The sequence below is a fragment of the Mycobacterium pseudokansasii genome (assembly GCF_900566075.1).
GTDB classification, from domain to species: domain Bacteria; phylum Actinomycetota; class Actinomycetes; order Mycobacteriales; family Mycobacteriaceae; genus Mycobacterium; species Mycobacterium pseudokansasii.
Genome location: NZ_UPHU01000001.1, coordinates 4,282,861 through 4,308,106, shown reverse-complemented (window position 1 = coordinate 4,308,106; position 25,246 = coordinate 4,282,861). Strand labels below are relative to the sequence as shown.

General features: G+C 64.4%; 17 protein-coding genes and 1 tRNA gene. 15 read left to right on the top strand and 3 right to left on the bottom strand.

Translation table 11 applies throughout. The features are described 5' to 3' along the window. Positions 1-161 precede the first annotated feature (161 nt). Genes pdhA through EET10_RS19345 form a run of 3 tightly spaced genes read left to right on the top strand, consistent with a single transcriptional unit; the run spans position 162 to position 3,527 of the window. Entirely contained in the window at positions 162-1,253 is a 1,092-nt protein-coding gene (gene pdhA, locus EET10_RS19355) for a pyruvate dehydrogenase (acetyl-transferring) E1 component subunit alpha (protein WP_036400123.1), read from the top strand. Positions 1,254-1,263: 10 nt separating this feature from the next. Next, entirely contained in the window at positions 1,264-2,325 is a 1,062-nt protein-coding gene (locus tag EET10_RS19350; protein WP_036400120.1) for an alpha-ketoacid dehydrogenase subunit beta, read from the top strand. After that, entirely contained in the window at positions 2,322-3,527 is a 1,206-nt protein-coding gene (locus EET10_RS19345; protein ID WP_063467052.1) for a dihydrolipoamide acetyltransferase family protein, read from the top strand. Before EET10_RS19350 ends, EET10_RS19345 begins: the two co-directional genes overlap by 4 nt. Before the next feature lie 159 nt (positions 3,528-3,686). Here the strand turns inward: EET10_RS19345 and EET10_RS19340 are convergent, their stop codons facing one another. Next, entirely contained in the window at positions 3,687-4,994 is a 1,308-nt protein-coding gene (locus tag EET10_RS19340; RefSeq protein ID WP_122502414.1) for a PPE family protein, read from the bottom strand. 909 nt (positions 4,995-5,903) lie between these two features. After that, positions 5,904-6,035, bottom strand: a complete 132-nt coding sequence (locus EET10_RS32395) for a hypothetical protein (protein ID WP_276860712.1) — start codon at positions 6,033-6,035, stop codon at positions 5,904-5,906. A 153-nt stretch (positions 6,036-6,188) separates the two neighbouring features. Here EET10_RS32395 and EET10_RS32390 point away from each other — a divergent pair, with 153 nt between their 5' ends. After that, entirely contained in the window at positions 6,189-6,518 is a 330-nt protein-coding gene (locus EET10_RS32390; protein ID WP_063467053.1) for a 2-oxo acid dehydrogenase subunit E2, read from the top strand. A gap of 362 nt (positions 6,519-6,880) precedes the next feature. Beyond that, complete coding sequence (locus EET10_RS19330; protein WP_036400114.1) at positions 6,881-8,668, top strand: PE family protein; 1,788 nt, start codon at positions 6,881-6,883, stop codon at positions 8,666-8,668. A 250-nt stretch (positions 8,669-8,918) separates the two neighbouring features. Here the strand turns inward: EET10_RS19330 and EET10_RS19325 are convergent. After that, positions 8,919-8,992, bottom strand: a tRNA-Arg gene (locus EET10_RS19325). 187 nt (positions 8,993-9,179) lie between these two features. On the opposite strand from EET10_RS19325, the gene lipQ reads away from it, so the two are divergent. From lipQ to EET10_RS19275, 10 genes are all read left to right on the top strand, one after another. Next, positions 9,180-10,433 (top strand): esterase LipQ, encoded by a 1,254-nt coding sequence (gene lipQ / locus EET10_RS19320; RefSeq protein WP_036400111.1) that lies wholly within the window; start codon positions 9,180-9,182, stop codon positions 10,431-10,433. A gap of 213 nt (positions 10,434-10,646) precedes the next feature. Continuing rightward, positions 10,647-12,119 carry a WS/DGAT/MGAT family O-acyltransferase gene (locus EET10_RS19315; RefSeq protein ID WP_036400681.1) on the top strand — a complete coding sequence of 491 codons (1,473 nt, stop codon included), beginning with the start codon at positions 10,647-10,649 and terminating at the stop codon, positions 12,117-12,119. After that, positions 12,116-13,894, top strand: coding sequence for an HAD-IB family hydrolase/lysophospholipid acyltransferase family protein (locus tag EET10_RS19310; RefSeq protein ID WP_063467055.1), 1,779 nt, complete (start codon positions 12,116-12,118; stop codon positions 13,892-13,894). The genes EET10_RS19315 and EET10_RS19310 overlap by 4 nt, the downstream gene beginning before the upstream one ends. Continuing rightward, the gene (locus EET10_RS19305; protein WP_036400106.1) at positions 13,891-16,281 is read left to right on the top strand and encodes a glycerol-3-phosphate 1-O-acyltransferase; all 2,391 of its coding nucleotides are present in this window, start codon (positions 13,891-13,893) and stop codon (positions 16,279-16,281) included. Before EET10_RS19310 ends, EET10_RS19305 begins: the two co-directional genes overlap by 4 nt. Positions 16,282-16,647: 366 nt before the next feature. Beyond that, positions 16,648-17,166: a single-stranded DNA-binding protein gene (locus EET10_RS19300; RefSeq protein ID WP_036400678.1), complete on the top strand. Its 519-nt coding sequence runs from the start codon at positions 16,648-16,650 to the stop codon at positions 17,164-17,166. A gap of 77 nt (positions 17,167-17,243) precedes the next feature. After that, on the top strand, positions 17,244-18,920 hold the full coding sequence (gene ettA / locus EET10_RS19295; protein ID WP_036400103.1) for an energy-dependent translational throttle protein EttA: 1,677 nt from the start codon (positions 17,244-17,246) through the stop codon (positions 18,918-18,920). A 199-nt stretch (positions 18,921-19,119) separates the two neighbouring features. Further along, positions 19,120-19,320, top strand: coding sequence for a hypothetical protein (locus EET10_RS19290; protein ID WP_136624750.1), 201 nt, complete (start codon positions 19,120-19,122; stop codon positions 19,318-19,320). After that, positions 19,317-24,140 (top strand): NAD-glutamate dehydrogenase, encoded by a 4,824-nt coding sequence (locus EET10_RS19285; RefSeq protein ID WP_036400101.1) that lies wholly within the window; start codon positions 19,317-19,319, stop codon positions 24,138-24,140. The genes EET10_RS19290 and EET10_RS19285 overlap by 4 nt, the downstream gene beginning before the upstream one ends. Then, on the top strand, positions 24,137-24,553 hold the full coding sequence (locus EET10_RS19280) for an acyl-CoA thioesterase (RefSeq protein WP_036400097.1): 417 nt from the start codon (positions 24,137-24,139) through the stop codon (positions 24,551-24,553). The genes EET10_RS19285 and EET10_RS19280 overlap by 4 nt, the downstream gene beginning before the upstream one ends. After that, a complete protein-coding gene (locus EET10_RS19275; protein WP_063467068.1) occupies positions 24,550-25,236 on the top strand; it encodes a DUF8010 domain-containing protein in 687 nt (228 codons plus the stop codon). The genes EET10_RS19280 and EET10_RS19275 overlap by 4 nt, the downstream gene beginning before the upstream one ends. The last annotated feature ends 10 nt before the right edge of the window (positions 25,237-25,246 follow it).

The following is a 25,246-nucleotide window of genomic DNA, read 5'->3' as shown; positions in this document are numbered from 1 at the left end:
GCGATCCGAGCCGAATGGTCAGCCAGCTGCTGACTCCGGCTCGAAGCAGCTGCTGGCTCGGCTTTGCTATTGACCCGCCGCACCACGCGCGCCGACGCGTTGATGCGGCCTGCCCGGCGGCATCCTCACCACGGCGTGACGGCGTGAGCTGAGGAGGCGGTATGGCTCGGAAGTGTCAGACACCGATGACGGTCGACCTCGAGCCGGTACAACTCGTTGACCCGGACGGCACACCGACCGCGGAAGCGCGTTACAGCCGTGATCTGTCCACGGAAAAACTGTGCTGGCTCTACGAAATGATGGTGGTCACGCGGGAGCTGGATGACGAGTTCGTCAACCTGCAGCGCCAGGGTGAATTGGCGTTGTTCACGCCCTGTCGCGGCCAGGAGGCTGCCCAGGTGGGAGCGGCCGCAGGCCTGCGCGCGACCGACTGGTTGTTTCCGCAATACCGCGAATTGGGCGTATACCTGGTGCGCGGCATCCCGCCCGGACACGTGGGCGCCGCATGGCGCGGAAGCTGGCATGGCGGGCTGGAATTCACGACGAAAAGCTGTGCTCCGATGTCCGTTCCGGTCGGCACCCAGACATTGCACGCCGTCGGCGCCGCGATGGCCGCCCAACGCCTCGGCGAGGACTCGGTGACTGTCGCCTTCATGGGCGACGGCGCTACCAGCGAGGGCGACGTCCACGAGGCGCTGAATCTCGCGGCGGTGTTCGGTGCGCCATGCCTGTTCTACGTGCAGAACAATCAGTGGGCGATATCGACGCCAGTCCGAAAGCAGACGGCCGCTGTTTCCATTGCGCACAAGGCAATCGGATATGGCATGCCGGGCATCCGAGTGGACGGCAATGATGTGCTGGCGTGCCACGCGGTGATGGCCGAGGCCGCCACTCGGGCCCGAGCCGGTAACGGTCCCAGCCTGATCGAGGCGGTTACCTATCGCTTGGGCCCACACACCACCGCCGACGACCCGGCCCGGTACCGCGACCAGCAGGAGCTCGATCGGTGGCTGGCTCTGGACCCGATTCCGCGTTTTCGGTGCTACCTACAGGGCCTGGGGCTGTGGTCGCAGAGCCTCGAGGACCGGGTCGCCGCCCGTTCGGCGGGGCAGCGGGCCGAACTGCGCGATGCCGTGTTCGACGCGCCCGATTTCGACGTCGACGAACTCTTCACCGCGGTCTACGCCCACATCACACCGGAGTTGGATGCGCAGCGCCGGCAGTTGCGCGCCGAATTGACGCGGGCCGACTAGGGAGGCGTCCATGACTCAGATTGCCGATCGCCCAACCCCCTCAGAGGAAAGGCTGCAACTGTCGCGGTTAGCGCAACCGCTGGGGCCGGCCCCGCACCCGATCACCATGGTGCAAGCGATCAACCGCGCACTGCACGACGCTATGGTGGCCGACGAGCGGGTCCTGGTCTTCGGTGAGGATGTCGCGACCCAGGGTGGGGTATTCCGGGTGACCGAAGGACTGGCTGAAACATTTGGCGAGGCCCGTTGTTTCGACACACCGCTGGCGGAGTCCGCGGTGATCGGGATCGCCGTGGGGTTGGCGTTGCGTGGATTTGTGCCGGTGCCCGAGATTCAGTTCGACGGCTTCACCTACCCGGCGTTCGACCAGTTGGTCAGCCATCTGGCGAAGTATCGCTTCCGCACCCGCGGTCAGGTGGACATGGCGGTCACGGTCAGGATTCCGTCGTTCGGCGGTATCGGTGCGGCCGAACATCATTCGGAGTCCACCGAAACTTATTGGACGCACACGGCGGGTCTGAAGGTGGTCGTTCCTTCGGAGCCGTCGGATGCCTACTGGCTGTTGCGGCATGCCATCGTCTGCCCCGACCCGGTGATGTACTTGGAGCCGAAGCGCCGGTATTGGGCTCGCGGGGTCGTCGACACCAGCGTGCCGGGGGCCCCGATCGGGCGGGCCGTCGTGCGGCGGGCCGGTGGCGATGTCAGCGTGCTGACCTACGGTGGCTTGGTGGGCACGGCGCTTGCAGCCGCGGATGTCGCTGAGCGGCAACGAGGTTGGAATCTCGAGATTATTGATTTGCGTTCGTTGGTGCCATTGGACTTCGCCACGATCGCGGAATCGATCAGCCGGACGGGTCGGTGTGTGGTGATGCACGAGGGGCCGCGAAACGTGGGCTATGGTGCGGAGCTGGCCGCTCGTATCCAAGAAGAGTTGTTCTACGACTTGGAGGCTCCGGTGCTGCGTGCCTGCGGCTTCGATACTCCCTATCCACCGGCACGTCTGGAGAAGGCGTGGCTACCGGGCCCGGATAGGTTACTGGACTGCGTGGAGCGGGTTTTGGGGCAGCCATGAACCCCGAACCGCAGCGGATCAAGGACTTTCTGGTTCCCGACCTTGGGGAGGGACTCGACGAAGTCACGGTGACGTCATGGAACGTCTCGGTGGGTGAGGATGTGCAGCTCAACCAGGCCCTGTGCTCGGTAGAGACCGCCAAGGCGCAGGTCGAGATCCCCAGCCCGTTCACCGGGCGGATCGTCGAGATCGGTGGTGCCGAAGGCGATGTCCTCCAGGTGGGCTCGATGTTGGTGCGCATAGATACCGCACCGGATCGGGCAATGGTCGCAGCGTTGGTTGGCGATGGTGAGGCCGGCGCACCGACGCTGGTCGGGTATGGCACCGACGCGGATCTCGATAGCAGCAGACGAGGCGCTCGGCCGGCTCGGCCGCGCGCGGTGCCGTCGGCGCGCAAGCTGGCCAAGGAATTAGGGGTTGATCTGACCGCACTGCAGCGTGGGCCGGGCGTCGCCCGGGTGATCACCCGCGCGGACGTGCTCGCCGCCGCTCATGTTTCCGGGATGGATGTGGACGTACGACCGGTGCGTGGTGTACAGGCCCGGATGGCGGAGCGAATGATTTCCTCTCACAAAGAAATCCCTGACGCGTTAGCCAGCGTGCAAGTTGACTGCAGCGGTTTGTTGCAGCTGTCTGAGACGCTGCGTGGCGGCCGCGGGGGAGAAGTCACGCCATTCGTGCTGTCATTGCGGTTTGTCGTTATCGCGTTGACCCATAACATGATTCTCAATTCGACGTGGGTCGACTCGGCTTCCGGACCGCAGGTGCATGTCTACCGTCGTGTGCATTTGGGGTTTGCCGTGGCAACCGAGCGGGGACTGCTGGTCCCGGTCATCACCGGCGCGCAGCAACTGACCACCCGCGAACTTGCTTGCCGCACAGCAGAATTGATCAGTGGTGCCCGCGAAGGCACGCTCACCCCGGCCGAGTTGAGTGGTTCGACGTTTACCGTGTCGAACTTCGGGGCGTTGGGCGTGGACGACGGTGTGCCGGTGATCAACCACCCCGAAGCGGCCATCCTGGGGATGGGAGCCATCAAGGCCCGGCCGGTGGCCGTCGACAACGAGATCGTCGCCCGGCCGACGATGACGTTGACATGCGTTTTCGACCACCGCGTGGCGGATGGCGCCCAGGTGGCTCGGTTCCTGTGCGAACTACGTGACCTGATCGAGTCGCCGGCGACAGCCTTGTTGGACCTGTAACGTCAAGTCGGGGTGCGGTCCGGTCTTGACGTCGCTATTCCCAAACCGCCACTCCTGGTCGACGAAGCCGACACCAGACCAGGAACGGTTCGGTATGACGGCATAATCGTGTGGTCCGAACCGGCTAAAAGCGGTGTTATTCAATCACGAAATCTAAATCTAAATGGCGGAGCAAACCATATTCGGATTCCAATACGCCGGCAACATGGGCACTCGCGGGGGCTCACCCAACTCGCCACCTCCAACCGTTGCCAAACCAGCAGCCTGCGTAACGACCCCCTTGGACACGGTCCCGGCAAAACCCGGCGTGCCGACACCTCGCTGAGCAGCCGTCGGCGGCTTTGCGAATCCGCCGATGTCGTGTCCGAGAGGACCTCCCGACGCCGAGACCATGGGCGTTGCCGCCGATGGCGCTGACATGACCGCCAACGGCACTGCACCACCGGCGGCCGCGCCCGTCGCAGGTGCGGCAACCGCACCCGACATGATGCTCGCGTTCGCGGCGGCAGCGGCCACCGAAGCTGACAGCGCCGCCTCGGCCGCGAGCGGACTCGCCAGCGTCGAAACAATCGCTACGCTCAGGTGCGTGATCCAGTAGATCACCAGGTTGGCGATGTCATAGCCCAGCACAAAAGGCATCATCATGAAGGCGAGAGCCATCACTCCGATAGCAAACCAAGTGAGACTCAGATACTGCAATATATTAGCGGCGAAAGCCGAGTATCCAAGCAATTCGGCTAAGACGAAAGCAAACAGCCATGACGGCGATAGAATTATCACCAAAATTACAAAGAGCGTGAAAAATGGCACGCCGATAATCTCTATCAGCATAGTTTCTACCAAGCCCCACAGCAAAGTCCATAGTGGAAACGGGTCATAGCCGAGGGCCTGACCGATTGTCGCGATGTCGCTGCCCTCGCCGGTGCACGATTTGATGATCACGGGTGCCGGCGGGGTGCGAGGCGCCGAGGTCAACGCTGCGGTGCTGAATCCCTCATAGACACTCATCGTGGTAGCGGCCTGGATCCACATCCGCACGTAATCGGCCTCGTTCAGCGCGATCGGGATGGTGTTGATGCCGAAGAAATTCGTCGTGACCAGAATCGCATGGGCCGCGTGGTTGGCAGCCAATTCGCCCAAGGTCGGCATCGCGGTCAACGCCGTAGCGTAGGCCCCGGCCGCAGACTCGTGTGCAGCGGCAGCGGCGGCACTATCGGCACTGGCCTGCATCAACCATGCCACGTACGGCGCGTAGGCACCCACGCATATCTGGGAACTCGGTCCCCGCCAGGCCTCCGCCTGAATGGCGCCCAATACCCTCGGGAGCTCTTCGGCCACCGATGCATACTCAGCATTCAGCGACGACCACGCCGCGGCAGCCGCCAACATCGAACTCGGACCTGGACCGGCGCTCAGCAGCGCCGAATGCACCTCCGGTGGCGACGCCAACCAGATCGGCGCGGTCATGACAAACCGCCATAAACCCCGCCACCGGCCAGTGCCCACTCGTGATCGGCGGCGTCACCTGCCGACCGCGCCAACCCTGCGGCGTCGTCGGGTGCCACCCTCGTTGCGACCGCAGCGGCCCATGGCTCCGCCGACAAGCTCAACAACACAGCCGCCATGCTTTCCGAACCCATGCCACCCACCGGCACCCTCCGCCGGGGATAAAGATCAACCGGCACATGACAGACCCGGCCCATGAGTTGCTGTCCTTGTCAAAGTGTGCGGCCACGCTCGCCGGGGTGATGCCGTGCACGTGAGTGCCAGCGCTCCCAACGCCACCCAGGACATGTATGTACGGTGCCGCGATCTGGGCGGTCGGGTGGCGATCAAGGTTGGGTCGAAGTTAGTCGCGACGGCTCGGGCGCCGGTCTCGAGGCTCTGGTCGTCTTGATGGTCGTCGAGAAACATGTGCACGCAACCTTTCGGTAGGACTGCGGTTACCCGGCCGCGAGTGCGTCGCGATTTGCGCTTGCCGGTCAACGCCGGGCGCTGCCTGGCCGGGTTTACCGAGCCGATACATATGACCTGTTGCCAATACAAATGAATCGGTATTGCATCATGATGAACGGCCGGACCGCAGCGCAACCATCCCCCGAACGGGGGAAAATCAAACCCCCCAGATGGGGGGGTCGCACGTCCACTGACTGGGGGACACCGGAGCCCTTGCCAGCGGGGGTCGGAAACGAGGGAAGCCCAGGAATGCTGATGGGGTTTGGTCGCGCCCGTGCCGTCGCATCATCGCAGTTGGGCGCTGAGGAAAACGTCGACCACACGAACACATGCGCTGGATACGGACCACCGGGCAGAGGTGCTCGCTGCGGTGACGGCGCCGCTGCGGGGACTGATCTGAGACGGGTGCGGTGTACATGCCTACATGGCATGGAAAACGACGTTGTCCCACAGGCAGATACCGGCCGCCACGGCCACGCTGGAGATGACGTGCACCGAGGTGCCGCGGCTGGAGACCGGTTCGGTGTTGCGGTGACCGAGGTCGTCGCCCATGCACTGAGATTTCGGCTCCTGGTTATTGCGTTGACTCGCAACATTATTCTCGACGCAGCCTGGGTCGATTCGTCCGATGCTCCGCAGTGAGTGCGCATCACGATGTGCATCTTGGCTTCGGTGTCGCCACCCTGACGCGGGCTGCTGGTACCGGTGATCGACAAGGCGCACACCAAGACCACTGGCGAATTAGGCTGCCGGACAAATCAATTGATCATCGCTGCCCGCCAGGGCACGCTCATGCCGGCGAAGCTGCGGCGGTCGACGTCCACCGTGTCCAACTTCGGTGCGTCGGGTGTCGATCCCGGCGTTCTGGTGATCAACCATCCCGAGGCGGCCATCCTGGCGACGGAGGCAATCAAGCAGTCCCCGCTGATCGTCGGCGACGAGGTTGTCGCGCGGCCAACGATGACCCTGATCTGCTCGACCATCGGGCCGGCGGTGCTTCCCAACTCCTCTACCCTTGCGAACTGCGTGATCTGATTGAATCGCCCGAAACCGCCCTCATGGACCGATAGCGAAATCGGAGCTCAAGTCCGCCGGGCTGGCTGGCGTGGTAGACCTCGCTCACCGTCGGCTCGTCCCCGGCTCGTCGCCGGTAGCCGTGTCTCGTGGCACCGAGTACCTAGCTGCTCGCGCGACCAGCGCATTTCATGATTGACGAATCGTTGCCGAAGGGGCGGCAGGCACCGTTGGTGGCGAAATGTCCATCACAGTCGATTCACCCCTTGGATTTGCAGCGCGTCAAGCTCTTGGGCCCGCCCGATTGGCGATGGAGTCGATCAGCGGGCGCGAGCGGGCTTCCGTGCCGGGGCCTCGAGTACGCGGGTAGTCGGAGGAAAAGCATGTCCCTCGTGACCACGGCGCCGGCGCTGATGACCTCCGCGGCAACGGATTTGACCGCTCTTGGGTTGAGCGTCGATGCGGCCAACGTCGCCGCGGCGGCCGCAACCACAGGGGTCCTAGCCCCAGCGGCCGACGAGGTGTCGACGGCGATCGCCGAGCTGTTTTGCGCGCACGCTCGAGGCTATCAAGCCGTAACCGCTCAAGCCTCGACGTTTCTCGAGGAATTCGTGGAAACCCTGACTGCGGGTGCCCGGGCCTACGCGGGTGCTGAGGCCGCCATTGCGTCGTCACTGCAAGATCTAGTCAGCGAAGTGAATGCGTCTATCCAGGCGTTCGGAGGCTCGCTGATTGCGGGCGGCTCCGGCGTGGCGGCTCTCGGCGGCAGTGCGGCAACGTCGATACCCAAGGCGGCCGCTGCTCTTGCGCAAGATACAGCGCTGATTATGGGCGGAAGTGGGACGCCGATCCCTGGTCAAAGCTATCTCGACAGTGTGTACGAGGCCTTCATCAAACCGCGTGCTCCGTGGGCGGTGCCGCAGGGCCTCGCCACCCCGGCAGCGCTGTATCCCTACACCGGCGTCATGGACCTGATGTTTGACACGTCGGTGTCTCGTGGTGTCGCGATCCTGCACGAGGCGATTACTCAGCAGATCGCCTCCGGAAACCACGTCACCGTATTCGGGTACTCGCAGAGTGCCACCATATCGTCGTTGGAAATGCGGGCCTTGGCCGCCCTGGGGCCGAACGCGCCGACGCCAGATCAGCTCTCTTTCGTGCTGTTCGGCAACCCCAACAATCCCAACGGCGGCCTCTTTTCGCGCTTCAGTGGGTTATTCGTGCCGAGCATTGGGCTGACATTCAGCGAAGCAACTTCAGCCGATCTCTTTCCGACCACTGTTTACACCATTGAATACGACGGGATTGCCGATTTTCCGCGGTACCCGCTCAATTTGCTGGCCGACCTGAACGCCTTAGCTGGCATTTACTATCTGCACGGCGCCATCCCGAGCCTGACCCCTGAGCAGCTCAGCGGGGCGATCCAACTGCCGACCGACGGTTCGACGATGACCACCTACTACCTGGTTCGGACCCCCGATCTACCGCTGTTGTACCCGCTGCGATCAATACCGTTGATCGGGAACCCGCTGGCTGACCTGCTTCAGCCCAATTTGACCGCGCTGGTGAATCTGGGTTATGGGGACCCGCGTTATGGTTATTCGGCCACGCCGGCCAACGTGCCGACTCCGTTCGGGTTGTTTCCTGACGTCAGCCCGCTGACCGTACTCGACCTGCTCGTTGCCGGGACGCATCAGGGTATTGCCGATGCCACGCACGAGCTGATGTCGCTAGGTTTGCCAGACCTTTCCCTGTTGGGCGCGCCCGATGTGATGGCATTCAATTTGCCGATGGCGTTTGATGCATGGGTTGTGCATGCGGGGACGTTCGGAGGCCTCCGGACCTATATCGACCTCGCCGAATTGCATGCGGCGACTATCAATTTTGCTGACGCGCTCGGCAGGGTGGCCGCTATGGGCTACGCAACGCTTCGTGCCACGGCCGATATGACGAGCGCTCTGGCGATCACGCTCCCGTCGTATAACCTCAACCTTTTCTTGGACGGGATTGAGCAATTCGCCGCGGGCGACCCTTTGGGGTTGGTTAACGCGGTTGGCTACCCCTTAGCGGCAAGCACGGGGCTGTTCGTGCTCGGTGCCGGTGTCGAACTATTGGTCGTTGTGAATGCGGCCGAAACGATTGTTTCCGAGTTCTCGGGGTCGGCGGCATGAGCGGTCGAGTCGCTTCAGGACCGCTGGTGGACGTCGGAGGGCGGCACTTGGCCAGGTGCGACTCAGGCCGTTCGCATCGCGTTGGCAAACGTCTGAGCGGTCAGCAAACGCTCACCGGCCTGGCACACCGGCGCCGCTGGCCTGAGCCGGGGTCGACAGCAAACGAAAGACAACGGAGGTGCACGATGGGGTCGAGCCGACCACCAACTCACGTCACGCCTGACACAAAAACAACAACGGTCACAGCCGGTGCCCCCGGCACGACTCGAACGTGCGACCTAGGGATTAGAAGGCCCTTGCTCTATCCACCTGAGCTACGGAGGCAATGCGCAGGTCAGTCTATCCAAACCGGGATTCAAGATCAGTGCCGGCGACACGACGGGTCTGAAAAGTCTTCCGCTGCGCCGAAAATCGGTTATGGTGTGAGCCTCGACACACGTACAACACCGGCCGGTAAGCGGCCGTTAACCGCAACGACGCGTGTGCCCGACGTCGAGGGGTGGGCTTTGTTATGTGCATGGCCAGTGTGACTTCGCGGTGCTCACGTGCTGGTGCCGAGGCGCTGCGGCAGGGAGCGCAGTTCGCGGCAGACGCCAAAGACACCATTCGGTCCGGTGCCGTGCTGCTTCGGGGTTCGCCGTTCGCGCTCGGCTGGGTCGCGGGTTGGGTGTCCACAGAGTTTCCCCTTCACGTATTGACCGGACATGCGCTGTCTCGGGTGTCGCCCCCGGCGATCGGCCGATTCGGCACCGCCTGGGCGGCGCAGCGAGCAGACCTGGCGCTCACCGCGGCTCTGGAGGAGTCTTTTGGTCCGGACTTCCGTGACCTGGTGTCGCACCCGAGCGGGGATCCTTCCGCGTTCACCAGGCGAGGCAGCCTGCTGCCGTCGGGGCCTCGCCGCCGCTACGCGGCCCAGACCTCCGACATTTCCTACGGTCCTGGTGGTCGGGCGCATCTGCTCGACATCTGGCGGCGTCCTGATCTGGCGCCGGGGCGCCGTGCGCCGGTGCTGATCCAGGTTCCCGGGGGTGCGTGGACGGTCAACGGCAAACGTCCGCAGGCGTACACGTTGATGAGCCGGATGGTGGAATTGGGCTGGATCTGCGTGTCGATCAACTACAGCAAAAGCCCGCGCTGCAGCTTCCCCGCACACGTCATTGACGTCAAGAGGGCCATCGCCTGGGTCCGTGAGAACATCGGTGACTACGGAGGCGACTCCGACTTCATCGCCCTCACCGGCGGGTCAGCCGGCGCGCACCTGGCTTCCTTGGCGGCGCTCACTCCCAACGATCCGAGGTTTCAGCCCGGGTTCGAACACGCCGACACGACAGTTCAGGCGGTCGCACCGTATTACGGGGTGTACGACTTCACCGACTTCGACAACATGCACGAGATGATGCTGCCGTTCCTCGAGCATTTCGTGATGAAGACCCGATATGCCCAAGACCCGGAGCGATTCACCTCGGCTTCACCGATTTCCTATGTGCACCGGGACGCGCCGCCATTCTTTGTGCTGCACGGCGATAAAGATCCACTGGCGCCGTGCGCGCAAGCGCGGGCCTTCTGTGCGGCATTGCGCGGGGCGGGTGCTACCACGGTGGCCTACGCCGAGCTCGCCAATGCCCACCACGCTTTCGACATCACCCCGACGGTCCGATCCCGGCTGGCGGCCAAGGCCGTCGCTGATTTCCTCGGGGTTGTGTACGGTCGGCGGGCCAGCTCGTTGCTGAGTACGTTGGCCCTGCAGGCGACTCCGGCCAGCTGAACTCACCGGGCGCAGGCCGAACTCGCGGGCCTCCCGAGGTCGCGTCGCGCAGGTCTCTGGACACGCGAGCCAAGGTGTGGATCCTCACTTTCACCGCCGCTGCAACCGGACTAGCGTTGTGTCTGCATTTCGGTTGACGGTCTGACGCAGGAGGCTTGATGGCGGTGACAGGGTTGGCGCGTCGAGTTATCCCGTACTGGGGGGGTCGTGACCATGGCTGAGCCGGTCGAGACCGCCGCATTGTCCGACGAGCTGGGACCGGTCGACTATTTGTTGCATCGCGGGGAGGCCAATCCGCGGACCCGTTCGGGGATCATGGCGCTGGAACTACTCGACACCACGCCTGACTGGGACCGTTTCCGGACCCGCTTCGAAAACGCCTCCCGACGCGTGTTGCGGTTGCGGCAAAAGGTCGTGGTTCCGACGCTGCCTACCGCATCGCCGCGTTGGGTGGTCGATCCCGACTTCAACCTCGACTTCCATGTGCGCCGGGTGCGTGTCGCCGAACCCGGCACGCTGCGCCAAGTATTCGATCTCGCCGAGGTGATTCTGCAGTCGCCGCTGGACATCTCGCGGCCACTGTGGACAGCCACACTGGTCGAGGGCCTGGCCGATGGCAGGGCCGCGATGCTTCTCCATGTCAGCCACGCCGTCACCGACGGTGTCGGTGGTGTCGAGATGTTCGCTGAAATCTATGACTTGGAGCGCGAACCGCCACCGAGGCCGACGCCACCGCAACCCATTCCGCAGGATTTGTCGCCCAATGACTTGATGCGCGAGGGCATCAACCATTTGCCCATGGCCATTGTCGGCGGCCTTTTGGGCGCACTGTCCGGGGCGGTGTCGGTGGCCGGGCGAGCGGTTCTGGATCCCGTCTCCACGGTGTCAGGAATCGTGGGCTACGCGATGTCGGGCGTTCGGGTCTTGAACCGCGCCGCCGAGCCCTCGCCGCTGCTGCGGCGACGTAGCCTGACCACCCGCACCGAGGCGATCGACATCCGGCTCTCCGAACTGCACCGGGCCGCCAAGGCAGGTGGCGGGTCGATCAACGACGCCTACCTCGCGGGTCTGTGCGGCGCTCTGCGGCGTTACCACGAGGCCCACGGCCTGCCGATCAGCACCTTGCCGATGGCGGTGCCGGTGAACTTGCGGGCCGAAGGCGCCGCGGCCGGCGGCAATCAATTCACGGGAGTCAACTTGGCGGCGCCTCTCGGCACCGTCGATCCGGTGACCCGGATGAAGAAGATCCGTGCCCAGATGACGCAGCGCCGCGACGAGCCCGCGATGAACATCGTCGGTTCCATAGCACCGGTGTTGAGCATCTTGCCCACAGCCGTCCTCGAAGGGATTACCGGCTCGGTGGTGGGCTCGGACGTGCAGGCCAGCAATGTCCCGGTCTACCCCGGCGACACCTTCGTCGCCGGTGCAAAGATACTGCGGCAGTACGGCATCGGCCCGCTACCGGGTGTGGCCATGATGGTGGTCCTGATATCGCGGGGCGGGTGGTGCACCATCACCGCGCGCTACGACCGGGCATCCGTGCGAAACGACGAGTTGTTTGCCCAGTGCCTGCTCGAGGGTTTCGACGAGATCTTGGCGCTGGCCGGTGAGCCGGCACCGCGGGCGATCCCGGCGTCCTTCACCGCCCACGCCGGTACGGCGTCTCGTTCGGTGTCGGGCTCATGAGCACGCCGCAACAGCAAGGCGAACAGCGCGAGACCGGCAAGCCTGGCGGCGACTTGCGGCTACCAGGATCGGTGGCCGAGATCATGGCCAGTGCTCCGGGGCCGAAGGTCGGCGCGTTTTTCGATCTCGACGGGACGTTGGTCGCGGGCTTTACCGCGGTCATCCTCACCCAAGAACGGCTGCGGCGCCGCGATATGGGTGTCGGTGAGCTGCTCAGCATGGTCCAGGCCGGTCTGAACCATACGCTGGGACGCATCGAGTTCGAGGATCTCATCATCAAGGCGTCTTCGGCGCTGAGGGGACGGCTGTTGAGTGATTTGGAGGAGATCGGCGAGCGGCTGTTTCATCAGCGGATAGAGCCCCGGGTCTATCCGGAAATGCGTGAGCTCGTTCGGGCCCATATGGCACGTGGGCATACCGTGGTCCTGAGCTCGTCGGCGCTGACCATCCAGGTCGAACCGGTGGCCCGCTTCCTGGGCATCAGCAACATGCTCACCAACAAGTTCGAGGTCAATGAAGACGGATTGCTCACCGGCGATGTGGTGCGGCCGATCTTGTGGGGGCCCGGCAAAGCCGCAGCGGTGCAACGTTTTGCGGCCGAGCACGGCATCGACCTCAAGGACAGCTACTTCTACGCCGACGGGGACGAGGACGTCGCCCTGATGTACTTGGTCGGCAATCCGCGGCCGACCAATCCCGAAGGCAAGATGGCCGCCGTCGCCAAACGCCGCGGCTGGCCGATTCTGAAGTTCAACAGCCGCGGCGGTGTTGGTCTGCGGCGGCAGCTGCGAACACTCGCCGGTTTCAGCACGATGTTCCCGGTCGCGGCCGGGGCGGTAGGCCTCGGTGTGCTGACCGGTAGCCGACGGCGTGGGGTGAACTTCTTCACCTCCAACTTTTCTCAGTTGTTGCTCGCCACCAGTGGCGTACACCTGAATGTGATCGGAAAGGAAAACTTGACCGCGCAGCGTCCAGCGGTCTTTATCTTCAACCACCGCAACCAAGTTGACCCGGTTATCGCCGGAGCGCTGGTGCGCGACAACTGGGTTGCCGTGGGCAAGAAGGAACTGCAGAACGACCCGATCATGGGCACCCTTGGCAAGCTGCTGGACGGTGTATTCATCGATCGCGACGACTCGGCGGCCGCGGTGGAGACGCTGCACACCGTCGAGGATCGCGCCAGAAACGGGTTGTCGATCGTGATCGCGCCCGAGGGCACCCGGTTGGACACCACCGAAGTAGGGCCCTTCAAGAAGGGGCCCTTCCGGATCGCGATGGCGGCGGGGATCCCCATCGTGCCCATTGTGATTCGCAATGCGGAGATCGTCGCCTCGCGAAACTCCACGACGATCAATCCCGGCACGGTCGACGTCGCGGTCTTTCCGCCGATCCCAGTCGACGACTGGTCTCTCGACACACTCCCGGACCGCATTGCCGAGGTGCGCCAGCTTTATCTGGACACCCTGAAGAACTGGCCGGTCGACAAGCTGCCCGAAGTCGACTTGTCCGCAGAGCAAAAAGCGGCGAAGAAAGCACAGGCCGCGAAGAAGCAACCGGCCAAGAAGGTCCCGGCCAGAAGCGCGGCGAAGAAGCAACCAGCCAAGAAGCCTCCGGTCAAGAGCGCTGCCAAGAAGGCCGCGAAGACCACATCGATCAAAGCTAACCCCCGCCGCGAGTCAAAAGTCGCCGTCACCGATGATGAGGTTCAACAGCCGGGCACTGACCAAGCCGATGCCCCTGCATCATCGAGCTCTGGGCCCCAAGGACTGCCGTGACCAAACCGGTCGCCGACACCAGCGCAGTCCTCACTGCTGAAGACACGCTGGTGCTGGCTTCGATGGAGTCGCCGGTCGAGATGCAGCTGATCATGCGTTGGCTGGATGAGCAGCGCAGCCGTCATCCCGAGGCTAAATTCGACGTTCTGAGGCTGCCGCCCCGCAATGCTCCACCAGCCGCGATGACCGCACTTGCCGAGCAGCTCGGGTGCGGGCCCGAAGCTGACTCCGAATGTCTCGAGAACCGATCGATTGTGCCGGTGCGGGTGTTCTGGCTGCCGCCACCCGATCGCAGCAGAGCGGCCAAGGTGGCGGGGCTGCTTCCGGGCCGGGATCCCTACCATCCCAACGCACGTCAGCAGCGGCGCATCCTGCGCTCGGACCCGCGGCGGGCCAGGGTGGTGGCCGGGGAGGCCGCCACGGTCTCCGAGTTGCGCCAGCAGTGGCGCGACACCACCGTCGGCGACAACAAGCGCGATTTCGCCCAGTTCGTCACCCGAAGGGCAATCCTGGCGTTAGCACGCGCCGAATACCGGATCCTCGGACCGCAATACAAGTCTCCGCGGCTGGTGAAGCCAGAAATGTTGGCGTCAATGCGGTTTCGTGCCGGGCTGAAGCAAATACCCGGTGCCACCGTCGAAGAGGCCGGGAGAATTCTCGATGAACTGGCCACCGGTTGGAGCCAGGTGTCGGTAGACTTGATTTCCGTCCTGGGCAAGCTGATCAGCCGCGGTTTCGATCCCGAATTCGACTACGACGAATACCAGGTCGCGGCCATGCGGTCCGCGCTGGAATCGCACCCAGCGGTCTTGCTGTTCTCCCACCGGTCTTATATCGACGGCGCGGTGATACCGGTGGCCATGCAGGACAACAGGTTACCGCCGGTGCACATGTTCGGCGGCATCAACCTATCATTCGGCATGATGGGTCCCCTGATGCGTCGTTCGGGGATGATCTTCATCCGGCGCAATATCGGCGACGATCCGCTGTACAAGTATGTGCTCAGGGAGTACGTCGGCTACGTCGTCGAGAAGCGCTTCAATCTGAGTTGGTCTATCGAAGGTACGCGGTCTCGCACCGGAAAGATGTTGCCGCCCAAGCTGGGGCTGATGAGCTACGTGGCCGACGCCTACCTTGACGGTCGCAGCGAAGACATTTTGCTGCAAGGGGTGTCGATCTGCTTCGACCAGTTGCACGAGATCGCAGAATACGCCGCCTACGCGCGCGGTGCGGAGAAGACGCCTGAGGGTTTCAGCTGGCTCTACCGGTTTATCAAGGCGCAGGGGGAGCGCAACTACGGCAAGATCTATGTCCGTTTCCCCGAAGCGGTTTCGATGCGACAGTATCTCGGCGAACCGAACGGTCCGCTAGCTCATGATCCGGCCGCGAAACGGCTTGCGCTGCAGAAGATGACGTTTGAGGTGGCGTGGCGGATCTTGCAGTCGACGCCGGTGACCGCGACCGGATTGGTGTCCGCGTTGCTGCTAACTACCCGCGGGACCGCGCTGACGCTCGATCAGCTGCACCACACCTTGCAGGATTCACTTGACTACCTGGAGCGCAAGCAGACCCCGATGTCGACGAGTGCGCTGCGGCTGCGTTCGCGCGAAGGAGTGCGCGCAGCGGTCGACGCATTATCCAACGGACACCCGGTCACTCGGGTGGACGGCGGCCGGGAGCCGGTGTGGTACATAGCGCCCGACGATGAACTCGCGGCGGCGTTCTATCGGAACTCGGTGATCCATGCCTTCTTGGAGACCTCGATCGTCGAACTGGCGCTCGCCCATGCCCGGCACACCGACGGTGACCGCATGGCCGCTTTCTGGGACCAGGCGATGCGGTTGCGCGATCTGCTGAAATTTGACTTCTACTTCGCCGATTCGGCAGCGTTTCGTGCCAACATCGCCGAAGAGATGGCCTGGCACCAAGATTGGGAGAGCCAAGTCGCCGCCGGCGCCGACGGGATCGACGCGATCCTTTATGCCAAGCGGCCATTGATGTCAGACGCGATGCTGCGGGTGTTCTTCGAGGCGTACGAGATTGTCGCCGACGTGTTGCGCGACGCTCCTCCTGATATCGGGCAGAAGGAACTGACGGAGTTGGCGCTCGGAGTCGGCCGTCAGTACGTGGCCCAGTCACGGGTGCGCAGCAGCGAGCCGGTGTCGACGCTGCTGTTCGCCACTGCGCGCCAGGTTGCCGTCGATCAGAACCTGATCGCGCCGGCTCCGGACCTGCTGGAACGCCGGATCGCCTTCCGGCGCGAACTGCGAGACATTCTGCGCGACTTCGACTACGTCGAGAAGGTCGCGCGCAACAAGTTCATCGCCCGCGAGTTCCAAGCACGTCGGGGACACGCCGAAGAGAAATCGTCGAGCACCGCACGGTAGGGCGGTGACGCCGGGCCCGGCACTGAATCCGGGGGCGCAGCCCCATGTCGCGGCAGTCGCGGCTGTCCCATTAGTTTGTCCGGCTTGGCTACCAGTGACAAGTGAAGGCGCACAACGGAATTGTCGCTGATCGTCAGGCACAATCGACTCCGCAGCCGGCGCCGAGCGGTGTAACTGATGGCACTCGGGTCACGGCGATAGCGGGGCTGCTATCCCAGTTATCCCCAGTCCTGCCCTTTTCCACAGGCCTACCTCGCCGGGGCTCTCGCCGGCGCCGTGTTGTTGCTGAGTTGTCGGTGACCCGGGGCTCAATGGGCATCAGCACGAGCACTACCTCGCACGAATGGGAAAGGAATGTGGAGTCACATGTTTGAAACGCAGCTGACCGTCGTCGGTCACATCGTCAACGACCTGCAGCGCCGGAAGGTCGGAGACCAAGAGGTCGTCAAGTTCCGGGTAGCCAGTAATTCACGCCGACGCACCCCCGACGGCGGTTGGGAGCCGGGCAACTCGCTGTTCATCACCGTCAACTGCTGGGGCAGGCTGGTCAGCGGCGTAGGCGCGGCGCTGGGCAAGGGTGCGCCGGTGATCGTGGTGGGCCACGTGTACACCAGCGAATACGAGGACCGCGACGGCAATCGCCGGTCCTCGTTGGAGATGCGGGCGACGTCGGTCGGGCCGGACCTCTCGCGGGTCTTCGTGCGGATCGAGAAGCCCAGCTACACTGGCCCGAGCTTCGAGAACGCTCCGGCAGCCGGAACGACAGGGCAGTCCGGGACCGTCGCGAACGACGACTACCTCGCGGCCCGGGTTGACTGCGTCCCGGACGCGGCTGCCGCCCAGAACGCCGCCGCCGACCACACCGCGCTACCGCTGTCGGCTTGATGCCGGTAGGCGGTGCCTAGGATGGTCGGCGGGATACCCCGGATAACCCGGCAAGACCAGAAAGGCAATACCGCGGCATGGCTGAGTTCATCTACACGATGAAAAAGGTCCGCAAGGCGCACGGCGACAAGGTGATCCTCGACGACGTCACGTTGAGTTTCTACCCCGGCGCCAAGATTGGTGTGGTCGGCCCGAACGGGGCCGGTAAGTCGAGCGTCTTGCGGATCATGGCCGGTCTGGACAAGCCGAACAATGGTGACGCTTTCCTGGCTACCGGGGCCACCGTCGGCATCCTGCAACAGGAGCCGCCGCTGAATGACGAAAAGACGGTTCGGGGCAACGTTGAAGAGGGCCTGGGGGACATCAAGGTCAAGCTCGACCGATTCAACGAGGTCGCCGAATTGATGGCCACCGACTACTCCGACGAGTTGATGGAGGAGATGGGCAAACTCCAGGAGGTATTGGACCACGCCGACGCGTGGGACCTGGATTCGCAATTGGAGCAGGCGATGGACGCCCTGCGCTGCCCGCCACCCGACGAACCGGTGACCAACTTGTCCGGAGGTGAACGTCGCCGCGTCGCATTGTGCAAGCTATTGCTGTCAAAGCCTGACTTGTTGCTGCTCGACGAGCCCACCAACCACCTGGACGCAGAAAGTGTGCAGTGGCTCGAACAGCATCTCGCCGTCTATCCCGGCGCTATTTTGGCCGTCACCCATGACCGCTACTTCCTGGACAACGTGGCCCAATGGATCCTGGAACTGGATCGGGGCCGCGCCTACCCCTACGAAGGCAACTACTCGACCTACCTCGAGAAGAAGGCCGAGCGGATCGCGGTGCAGGGCCGCAAGGACGCCAAGCTGCAAAAGCGTCTGCAAGACGAGCTGGCCTGGGTTCGCTCCGGCGCCAAGGCGCGCCAGGCCAAGAGCAAGGCGCGCCTGCAGCGCTACGAGGAGATGGCCGCGGAGGCGGAGAAAACCCGCAAGCTTGACTTCGAAGAGATTCAGATCCCGGTGGGACCGCGACTGGGCAATGTGGTCGTCGAGGTCGATCATCTCGATAAGGGCTATGGCGGACGCACGCTGATCAAGGACCTGTCCTTCACTTTGCCGCGCAACGGCATCGTCGGCGTCATCGGGCCCAACGGAGTTGGGAAGACCACACTGTTCAAGACCATCGTCGGGCTCGAAGAACCGGACAGTGGCACTGTCAAGATCGGCGACACCGTCAAGCTGAGCTACGTCGACCAGGCGCGGGCCGGCATCGATCCGAAGAAGACCGTGTGGGAGGTCGTGTCCGACGGCCTGGATTACATCGAGGTCGGTCAAAACGAGATACCGTCGCGAGCTTATGTGTCGGCATTCGGGTTCAAGGGTCCAGATCAGCAGAAGCCGGCCGGGGTGCTTTCCGGTGGCGAACGCAACCGGCTCAACCTTGCGCTGACGCTCAAGCAGGGCGGCAACCTGATCTTGCTCGATGAACCGACCAATGACCTGGACGTCGAGACCCTGAGCTCATTGGAGAACGCCCTGGTGAACTTTCCCGGCTGTGCTGTGGTGATCTCCCACGATCGCTGGTTCCTTGACCGCACCTGTACCCACATCCTCGCGTGGGAAGGTGATGCCGACAACGAGGCCAAGTGGTTCTGGTTCGAGGGTAATTTCGGCGCCTACGAGGAAAACAAAGTGGAACGGCTCGGGATCGAAGCCGCGCGTCCACACCGGGTTACCCACCGGAGGCTGACGCGGGACTAGTGTCAGGTCTGCCGGCCCCACGACGATGCGGCCGGTGCGGCCGTTGAGGAGTGGGGCAAGTGGGGCACAGCCCCACGACGATGCGGCCGGTGCGGCCGTTGAGGAGTGGGGCAAGTGGGGCACAGCCCCACGACGATGCGGCCGGTGCGGCCGTTGAGGAGTGGGGCAAGTGGGGCACAGCCCCACGACGATGCGGCCGGTGCGGCCGTTGAGGAGTGGGGCAAGTGGGGCACAGCCCCACGAGGATGCGGCCGATGCGGCCGGTGCGGCCGTTGAGGAGTGGGGCAAGTGGGGCACAGCCCACGACGATGCGGCCGGTGCGGCCGGTGCGGCCGTTGAGGAGTGGGGCCAATTGAACAGCGCGCGGTATCAGGTGGTGAGTTGGGAGCAGTCGGTATGACGAGCGATCCCGAAGTTAAGCAGCATGTCGGGGCATGGACGACGTTCACCCGGCCCGCTGACGTCCCTGACTGGATCTCGCAGGCCTATCTGGATAGCTATCGGGGCCAATCGGACGACGGGTCACAGAGCCCCGACTCGCTGCTGACGCCGCGCATGCTGGGTGCGCACTATCGGCTCGGTCTGCACCGCGCGGCCGGCGACAGTTGTGTCGCGGTGTATCACGCGGACGATCCGGAGGGGTTTGGGCCGGCGCTGCAGGTGGTCGCCGAGCACGGCAGCATGCTGATGGATTCGGTGACGGTGCTGCTACACCGGCTCGGGGTGGGCTACACCGCCATCATGACGCCGGTGTTCGATGTGCGCCGCAGCCCCACCGGTGAGCTGTTGCGCATCGAACCGAAACCGGCCGGCGCGTCACCGTACACCGGCGAGGCCTGGATTTTCGTTCAGCTCGCACCCTCGGTGGACCGCAACGCCCTGACCGAAGTCGAACGGCTGTTACCGAGGGTCCTCGCCGACGTCCAGCGGGTCGCGACGGATGCGGCGGCGATGATCGCCACCCTGAGTGAATTGGCCGCGGCAGTCGACACTGATCCCGAAGGCCACTATGCAGCGCCTGACCGTCAGGAGGTCGCGGCGTTGCTGCGCTGGCTGGGCAATGGCAACTTTCTGCTGCTGGGTTACCAGCCCTGCCGGGTCGACGAGGGTATGGTCATCGGCGACGGGTCCAGCGGCCTTGGCGTGCTACGGGCGCGGGCAGGCATCCGGCCCCGGCTGACCGACGAAAACAAGTTGCTTGTCTTGGCCCAGGCCCGTGTCGGCAGCTACCTGCGTTACGGGGCTTACCCCTATGCCATCGCGGTGCGCGAGTACGTCGGCGACGGCAGCGTAACCGAGCATCGCTTCGTCGGGCTGTTCACGGTCGCCGCCATGAACGCCGACGTCCTGGAAATCCCGGCGATTGCGCGTCGGGTTCGGGAGGCTCTGGAGTTGGCCGACAGCGACCCCAGCCACCCGGGTCAGCTGTTGCTCGATGTCATCCAAACCGTCCCACGCCCCGAGCTTTTCACCCTGAGCGCCGAGCGGCTGTTGGAGATGGCCAAAGCCGTGGTGGACCTTGGATCCCAGCGACGCGCTTTGTTGTTCCTGCGGGTGGATCGGCTGCAGTTCTTCGTCTCGTGCCTGGTCTATGTGCCACGCGATCGCTACACCACGGCCGTGCGCTTGCAGATCGAGGACATCCTGGTCCGCGAGTTCGGCGGGACGCGACTGGAATTCACCGCTCGCGTCAGTGAATCACCTTGGGCGCTGATGCATTTCATGGTCCGGTTGCCCGAAAAGGACGACGCTGCCTCCCCGCCCGGCTCGGTGGATGTTTCCGAGGCCAACCGGCTCCGGATCCAGGCGTTGCTGAGCGAGGCCGCGCGAACCTGGGCCGACCGGCTGATCGGCGCGGCGGCGGACGGCTCTGTCGGGCACAACGACGCCGAGCATTATGCGGCTGCCTTCTCCGAGGCCTACAAGCAGGCGGTCAGCCCCACCGATGCCATCAGCCACATCGCCATCATCAACGAGCTGACCGACGACTCGGTCAAGCTGGTGTTCTCTGACCGCGACGAACAGGGCCTCGCGCAGCTGACCTGGTTCCTGGGCGGATCCACCGCCTCGCTCAGCGAACTACTGCCGATGCTGCAGAGCATGGGTGTCGAAGTGCTCGAAGAGCGGCCGTTCACCGTCACCCGTCCCGACAGGCTGCCGGTGTGGATCTATCAGTTCAAGATCTCGCCGCATCGCACCATCCCGAGGGCGACGACGACCCAGGAGCGGGACGCGGCCGCACAGCGGTTCGCCGATGCCGTCACCGCCATCTGGCAGGGCAGGATCGAAATCGACCGGTTCAACGAACTCGTGATGCGCGCGGGGCTGACCTGGCAGCAAGTTGTCGTGCTGCGCGCCTATGCCAAGTATCTACGGCAAGCCAGCTTCCCCTATAGTCAATCCTATATCGAATCGGTGCTCAACGAGCATGCCTCGACCGCACGCTCGCTGGTGACTCTGTTCGAGGCGATGTTCGACCCCAGACCGGCCGGCTCAAGGCGCGACGCGCAAGCGGCCGCGGCCGCTGTCGCCGCCGACATCGACGCGGTGGTGGGTCTGGACACCGACCGCATCCTGCGTGCCTTCGCCTCGCTGGTTCAGGCCACATTGCGGACCAATTACTTTGTGACACGCGAGAGTTCGGCCCGGAGCCGCAATGTGCTGGCGGTCAAGCTGGACGCGCAGTTGGTCGACGAGCTGCCGCTGCCGCGCCCCAAGTTCGAAATTTTCGTCTACTCACCGCGGGTGGAAGGCGTGCACCTGAGGTTCGGTCCGGTCGCGCGCGGCGGCCTGCGCTGGTCGGATCGCCGCGACGACTTCCGCACCGAGATCCTGGGCCTGGTCAAGGCGCAGGCGGTGAAGAACGCCGTCATCGTGCCGGTCGGCGCCAAGGGCGGATTCGTCGTCAAGCGGCCGCCGCTGCCCACCGGCGACGCGACCGCCGACCGCGATGCCACTCGCACCGAGGGTGTGGCGTGCTACCAGCTGTTCATTTCCGGATTGCTCGACGTCACCGACAACGTCGACCACGCGACCGGAAAAGTCAGTCCACCGCCGGAGGTGGTGCGTCGCGACGGCGACGACGCTTACCTGGTGGTGGCAGCCGACAAAGGCACCGCCACGTTCTCCGACATCGCCAACGACGTTGCCAAGTCGTACGGGTTCTGGTTGGGTGACGCGTTCGCTTCCGGCGGATCGGTGGGCTACGACCACAAGGCCATGGGCATCACCGCCAGGGGTGCCTGGGAGGCCGTCAAACGACACTTCCGGGAAATCGGGGTCGACACGCAGACCGAGGACTTCACCGTCGTCGGCGTCGGCGACATGAGCGGCGACGTGTTCGGCAACGGCATGCTGCTCAGCAAGCACATCAGGCTGGTCGCCGCCTTCGACCACCGGCACATCTTCCTCGACCCGGACCCGGACGCCGCCGCCTCCTGGGAGGAACGGCGGCGGATGTTCGAGCTGCCCCGATCAAGTTGGGACGACTACGACGGGTCGCTGATCAGCGAGGGCGGCGGCGTCTACAGCCGCGAGCAGAAGGCCATTCCGGTCAGCCCACAGGTCCGCGCCGCGCTGGGTATCGACACTGACGTCACCGAGATGTCCCCGCCCAACCTGATCCGCGCGATTCTGCAGGCGCCGGTCGGTCTGCTCTTCAACGGCGGCATCGGCACCTACATCAAGGCCGAGTCGGAATCGGACTCCGATGTCGGCGATCGGGCCAACGACCCGGTGCGGGTCAATGCCAACCAAGTGCGGGCCAAGGTGATCGGCGAAGGCGGGAACCTCGGGGTCACGGCGCTGGGCCGCGTCGAATTCGATCTGTCGGGCGGCCGGATCAACACCGACGCGATGGACAACTCTGCCGGCGTGGATTGCTCCGACCATGAGGTCAACATCAAGATCCTGATCGATTCGCTGGTCACCGCGGGCAAGGTCAAAGCCGACGAACGCAAACAGCTGCTGGAGTCGATGACTGACGAGGTGGCTCGGTTGGTGCTCACCGACAACGAGGACCAGAACGACCTGATGGGTACCAGCCGCGCCAACGCGGCCGGCCTGTTGCCGGTGCACGCCGACCAGATCAGGCACTTGGTGGCCGAACGGGGACTCAACCGGGAATTGGAGGCGCTGCCGTCGGAGAAAGAGATTGCGCGGCGGGCCGAGGCGGGCATCGGGCTCACCTCGCCCGAGTTGGCGACGTTGATGGCCCACGTCAAGCTGGCGCTCAAGGAGGAGGTGCTGACCACCGAGCTGCCCGATCAGGACGTGTTCGCATCTCGATTGCCCGATTATTTTCCGCGGCCGTTACGGGAACGGTTCACCCCGGAGATCCGCTCGCACCAGCTGCGTCGCGAGATCGTCACCACGATGCTGATCAACGACCTGGTGGACAACGCCGGTATCAGCTACGCCTTCCGGCTCGCCGAGGATGTCGGCGTAACCCCGATCGACTCGGTGCGCACCTACGTCGCCATCGACGCCATCTACGGGGTGAACCATCTCTGGCGGCGCATCCGCGCGGCGAATTTGCCGGTCGCACTGTCGGACCGGCTGACGCTTGACACCCGTCGGCTCATCGACCGGGCCGGACGCTGGCTGCTCAACTATCGTCCGCAGCCACTGGCCGTTGGCGCTGAGATCAACCGCTTCGCCGCGAAGGTCAAGGCCATGACGCCGCGCATGTCGGAGTGGTTGCGCGGCGACGACAAAGCCATCGTCGAGAAGGAAGCGGCTGAGTTCACCGCACAAGGCGCACCCCACGACTTGGCCTACCGGGTCGCCGTGGGCCTGTACCGCTACAGCTTGCTCGACATCATCGACATCGCCGACATCATCGAGATCGACACGGCTGAAGTCGCCGACACCTACTTCGCCCTGATGGACCGGTTGGGCACCGACGGACTGCTGACCGCGGTCTCCGAGCTTCCCCGCAACGATCGCTGGCAAGCGTTGGCGCGGTTGGCCATTCGCGACGACATCTACGCCTCGCTGCGGGCGTTGTGTTTCGACGTGCTGGCTGTCGGCGAACCCGACGAAAGCGGGGATCAGAAGATCGCCGAGTGGGAGCACATCAGCGCATCCCGGGTGGAGCGGGCTCGCCGCACGCTCAACGAAATTCGGGAATGCGGCGCGAAAGACCTCGCGACGCTGTCGGTGGCGGCGCGCCAAATCCGCCGGATGACACGCACCAGCGGGCGCGGGGCGTCCGCATGAGTGTCGGTTTCGTCGCGCCGGTGCCGGTGCGCTGGTCCGACATCGACGTGTACCAGCACGTCAACCACGCCACCATGGTCACCATCCTGGAAGAGGCGCGCGTACCGTTTCTCAAAGACGCCTTCGCGGCCGACATCACCACCACCGGCCTGCTCATCGCCGACGTCCGGGTCAGCTACAAAGGTCAACTGCGGCTTTCCGATTCGCCGCTGCAGGTGACGATTTGGGTGAAGCGGCTGCGCGCGGTCGACTTCACCCTGGGTTACGAAGTACGGTCGGTCAACGCGGAACCGGACTCCAAGCCGGCCGTCCTTGCCGAGTCACAGCTAGCCGCGTTCCATATCGAGGAACAGCGGTTGGTCCGCCTGTCCCCACATCATCGGGAGTATCTGCAACGGTGGCTTCGCGAATAGGGGGAGCGTTAGCGGAGGGAGCGGGGGGCGGAGCCGAGCGCGGCCTGTGGCTGACTGGCCCGACTCACCGCGCGGATCTGGCCGCGTTCGTCGAACGTGCGATGCGGCTCGACGATGCGGCGATCATTCGTATCCGGGCACGATCGGCTGGATTGCTGACGGCTTGGGTGGCAACGGGTTTCGACGTGCTGGCCAGCCGGGTGGTGGCCGGCCGGGTGCGGCCCGACGATTTTTCGGTGGGCGCAGCCGGATTGGCGCGCGGACTGGCGGCGATGGACTCGTCGGGCTATGTCGACCCGGGCTACGGGATGGACTCGGCGTGGCGGGGGGTGCTGCCCCCGGAGTCCGGGTTCGTCCACCTCGACGACGTGCCGGCCCGGGCGATGCTGGATCTGGCGGCGACCGGCGCACGGCTGGCCAAGGAATACGGCAGTTCTCAGGGTCCTCCGGCCTCGCTGCTGGATCAGGAGGTCATCCAGGTCAGTTCCGGCGACGTCGTCGTTGGGCTACCGATGCGCTGTGTGTTCGCTTTGACCGCAATGGGTTTCCTGCCGCAGCCCGCGGAGGCGATGGACGCCGACGAGATGATCCGGGTCCGGGTTCTGCCGACCTGGTTGCGACTCGACGCCCGCTTCGGGTCTGTGTACCGGCGGCGCGGCCATCCCGCTCTGGTACTGCGCTGACGCCAGACAC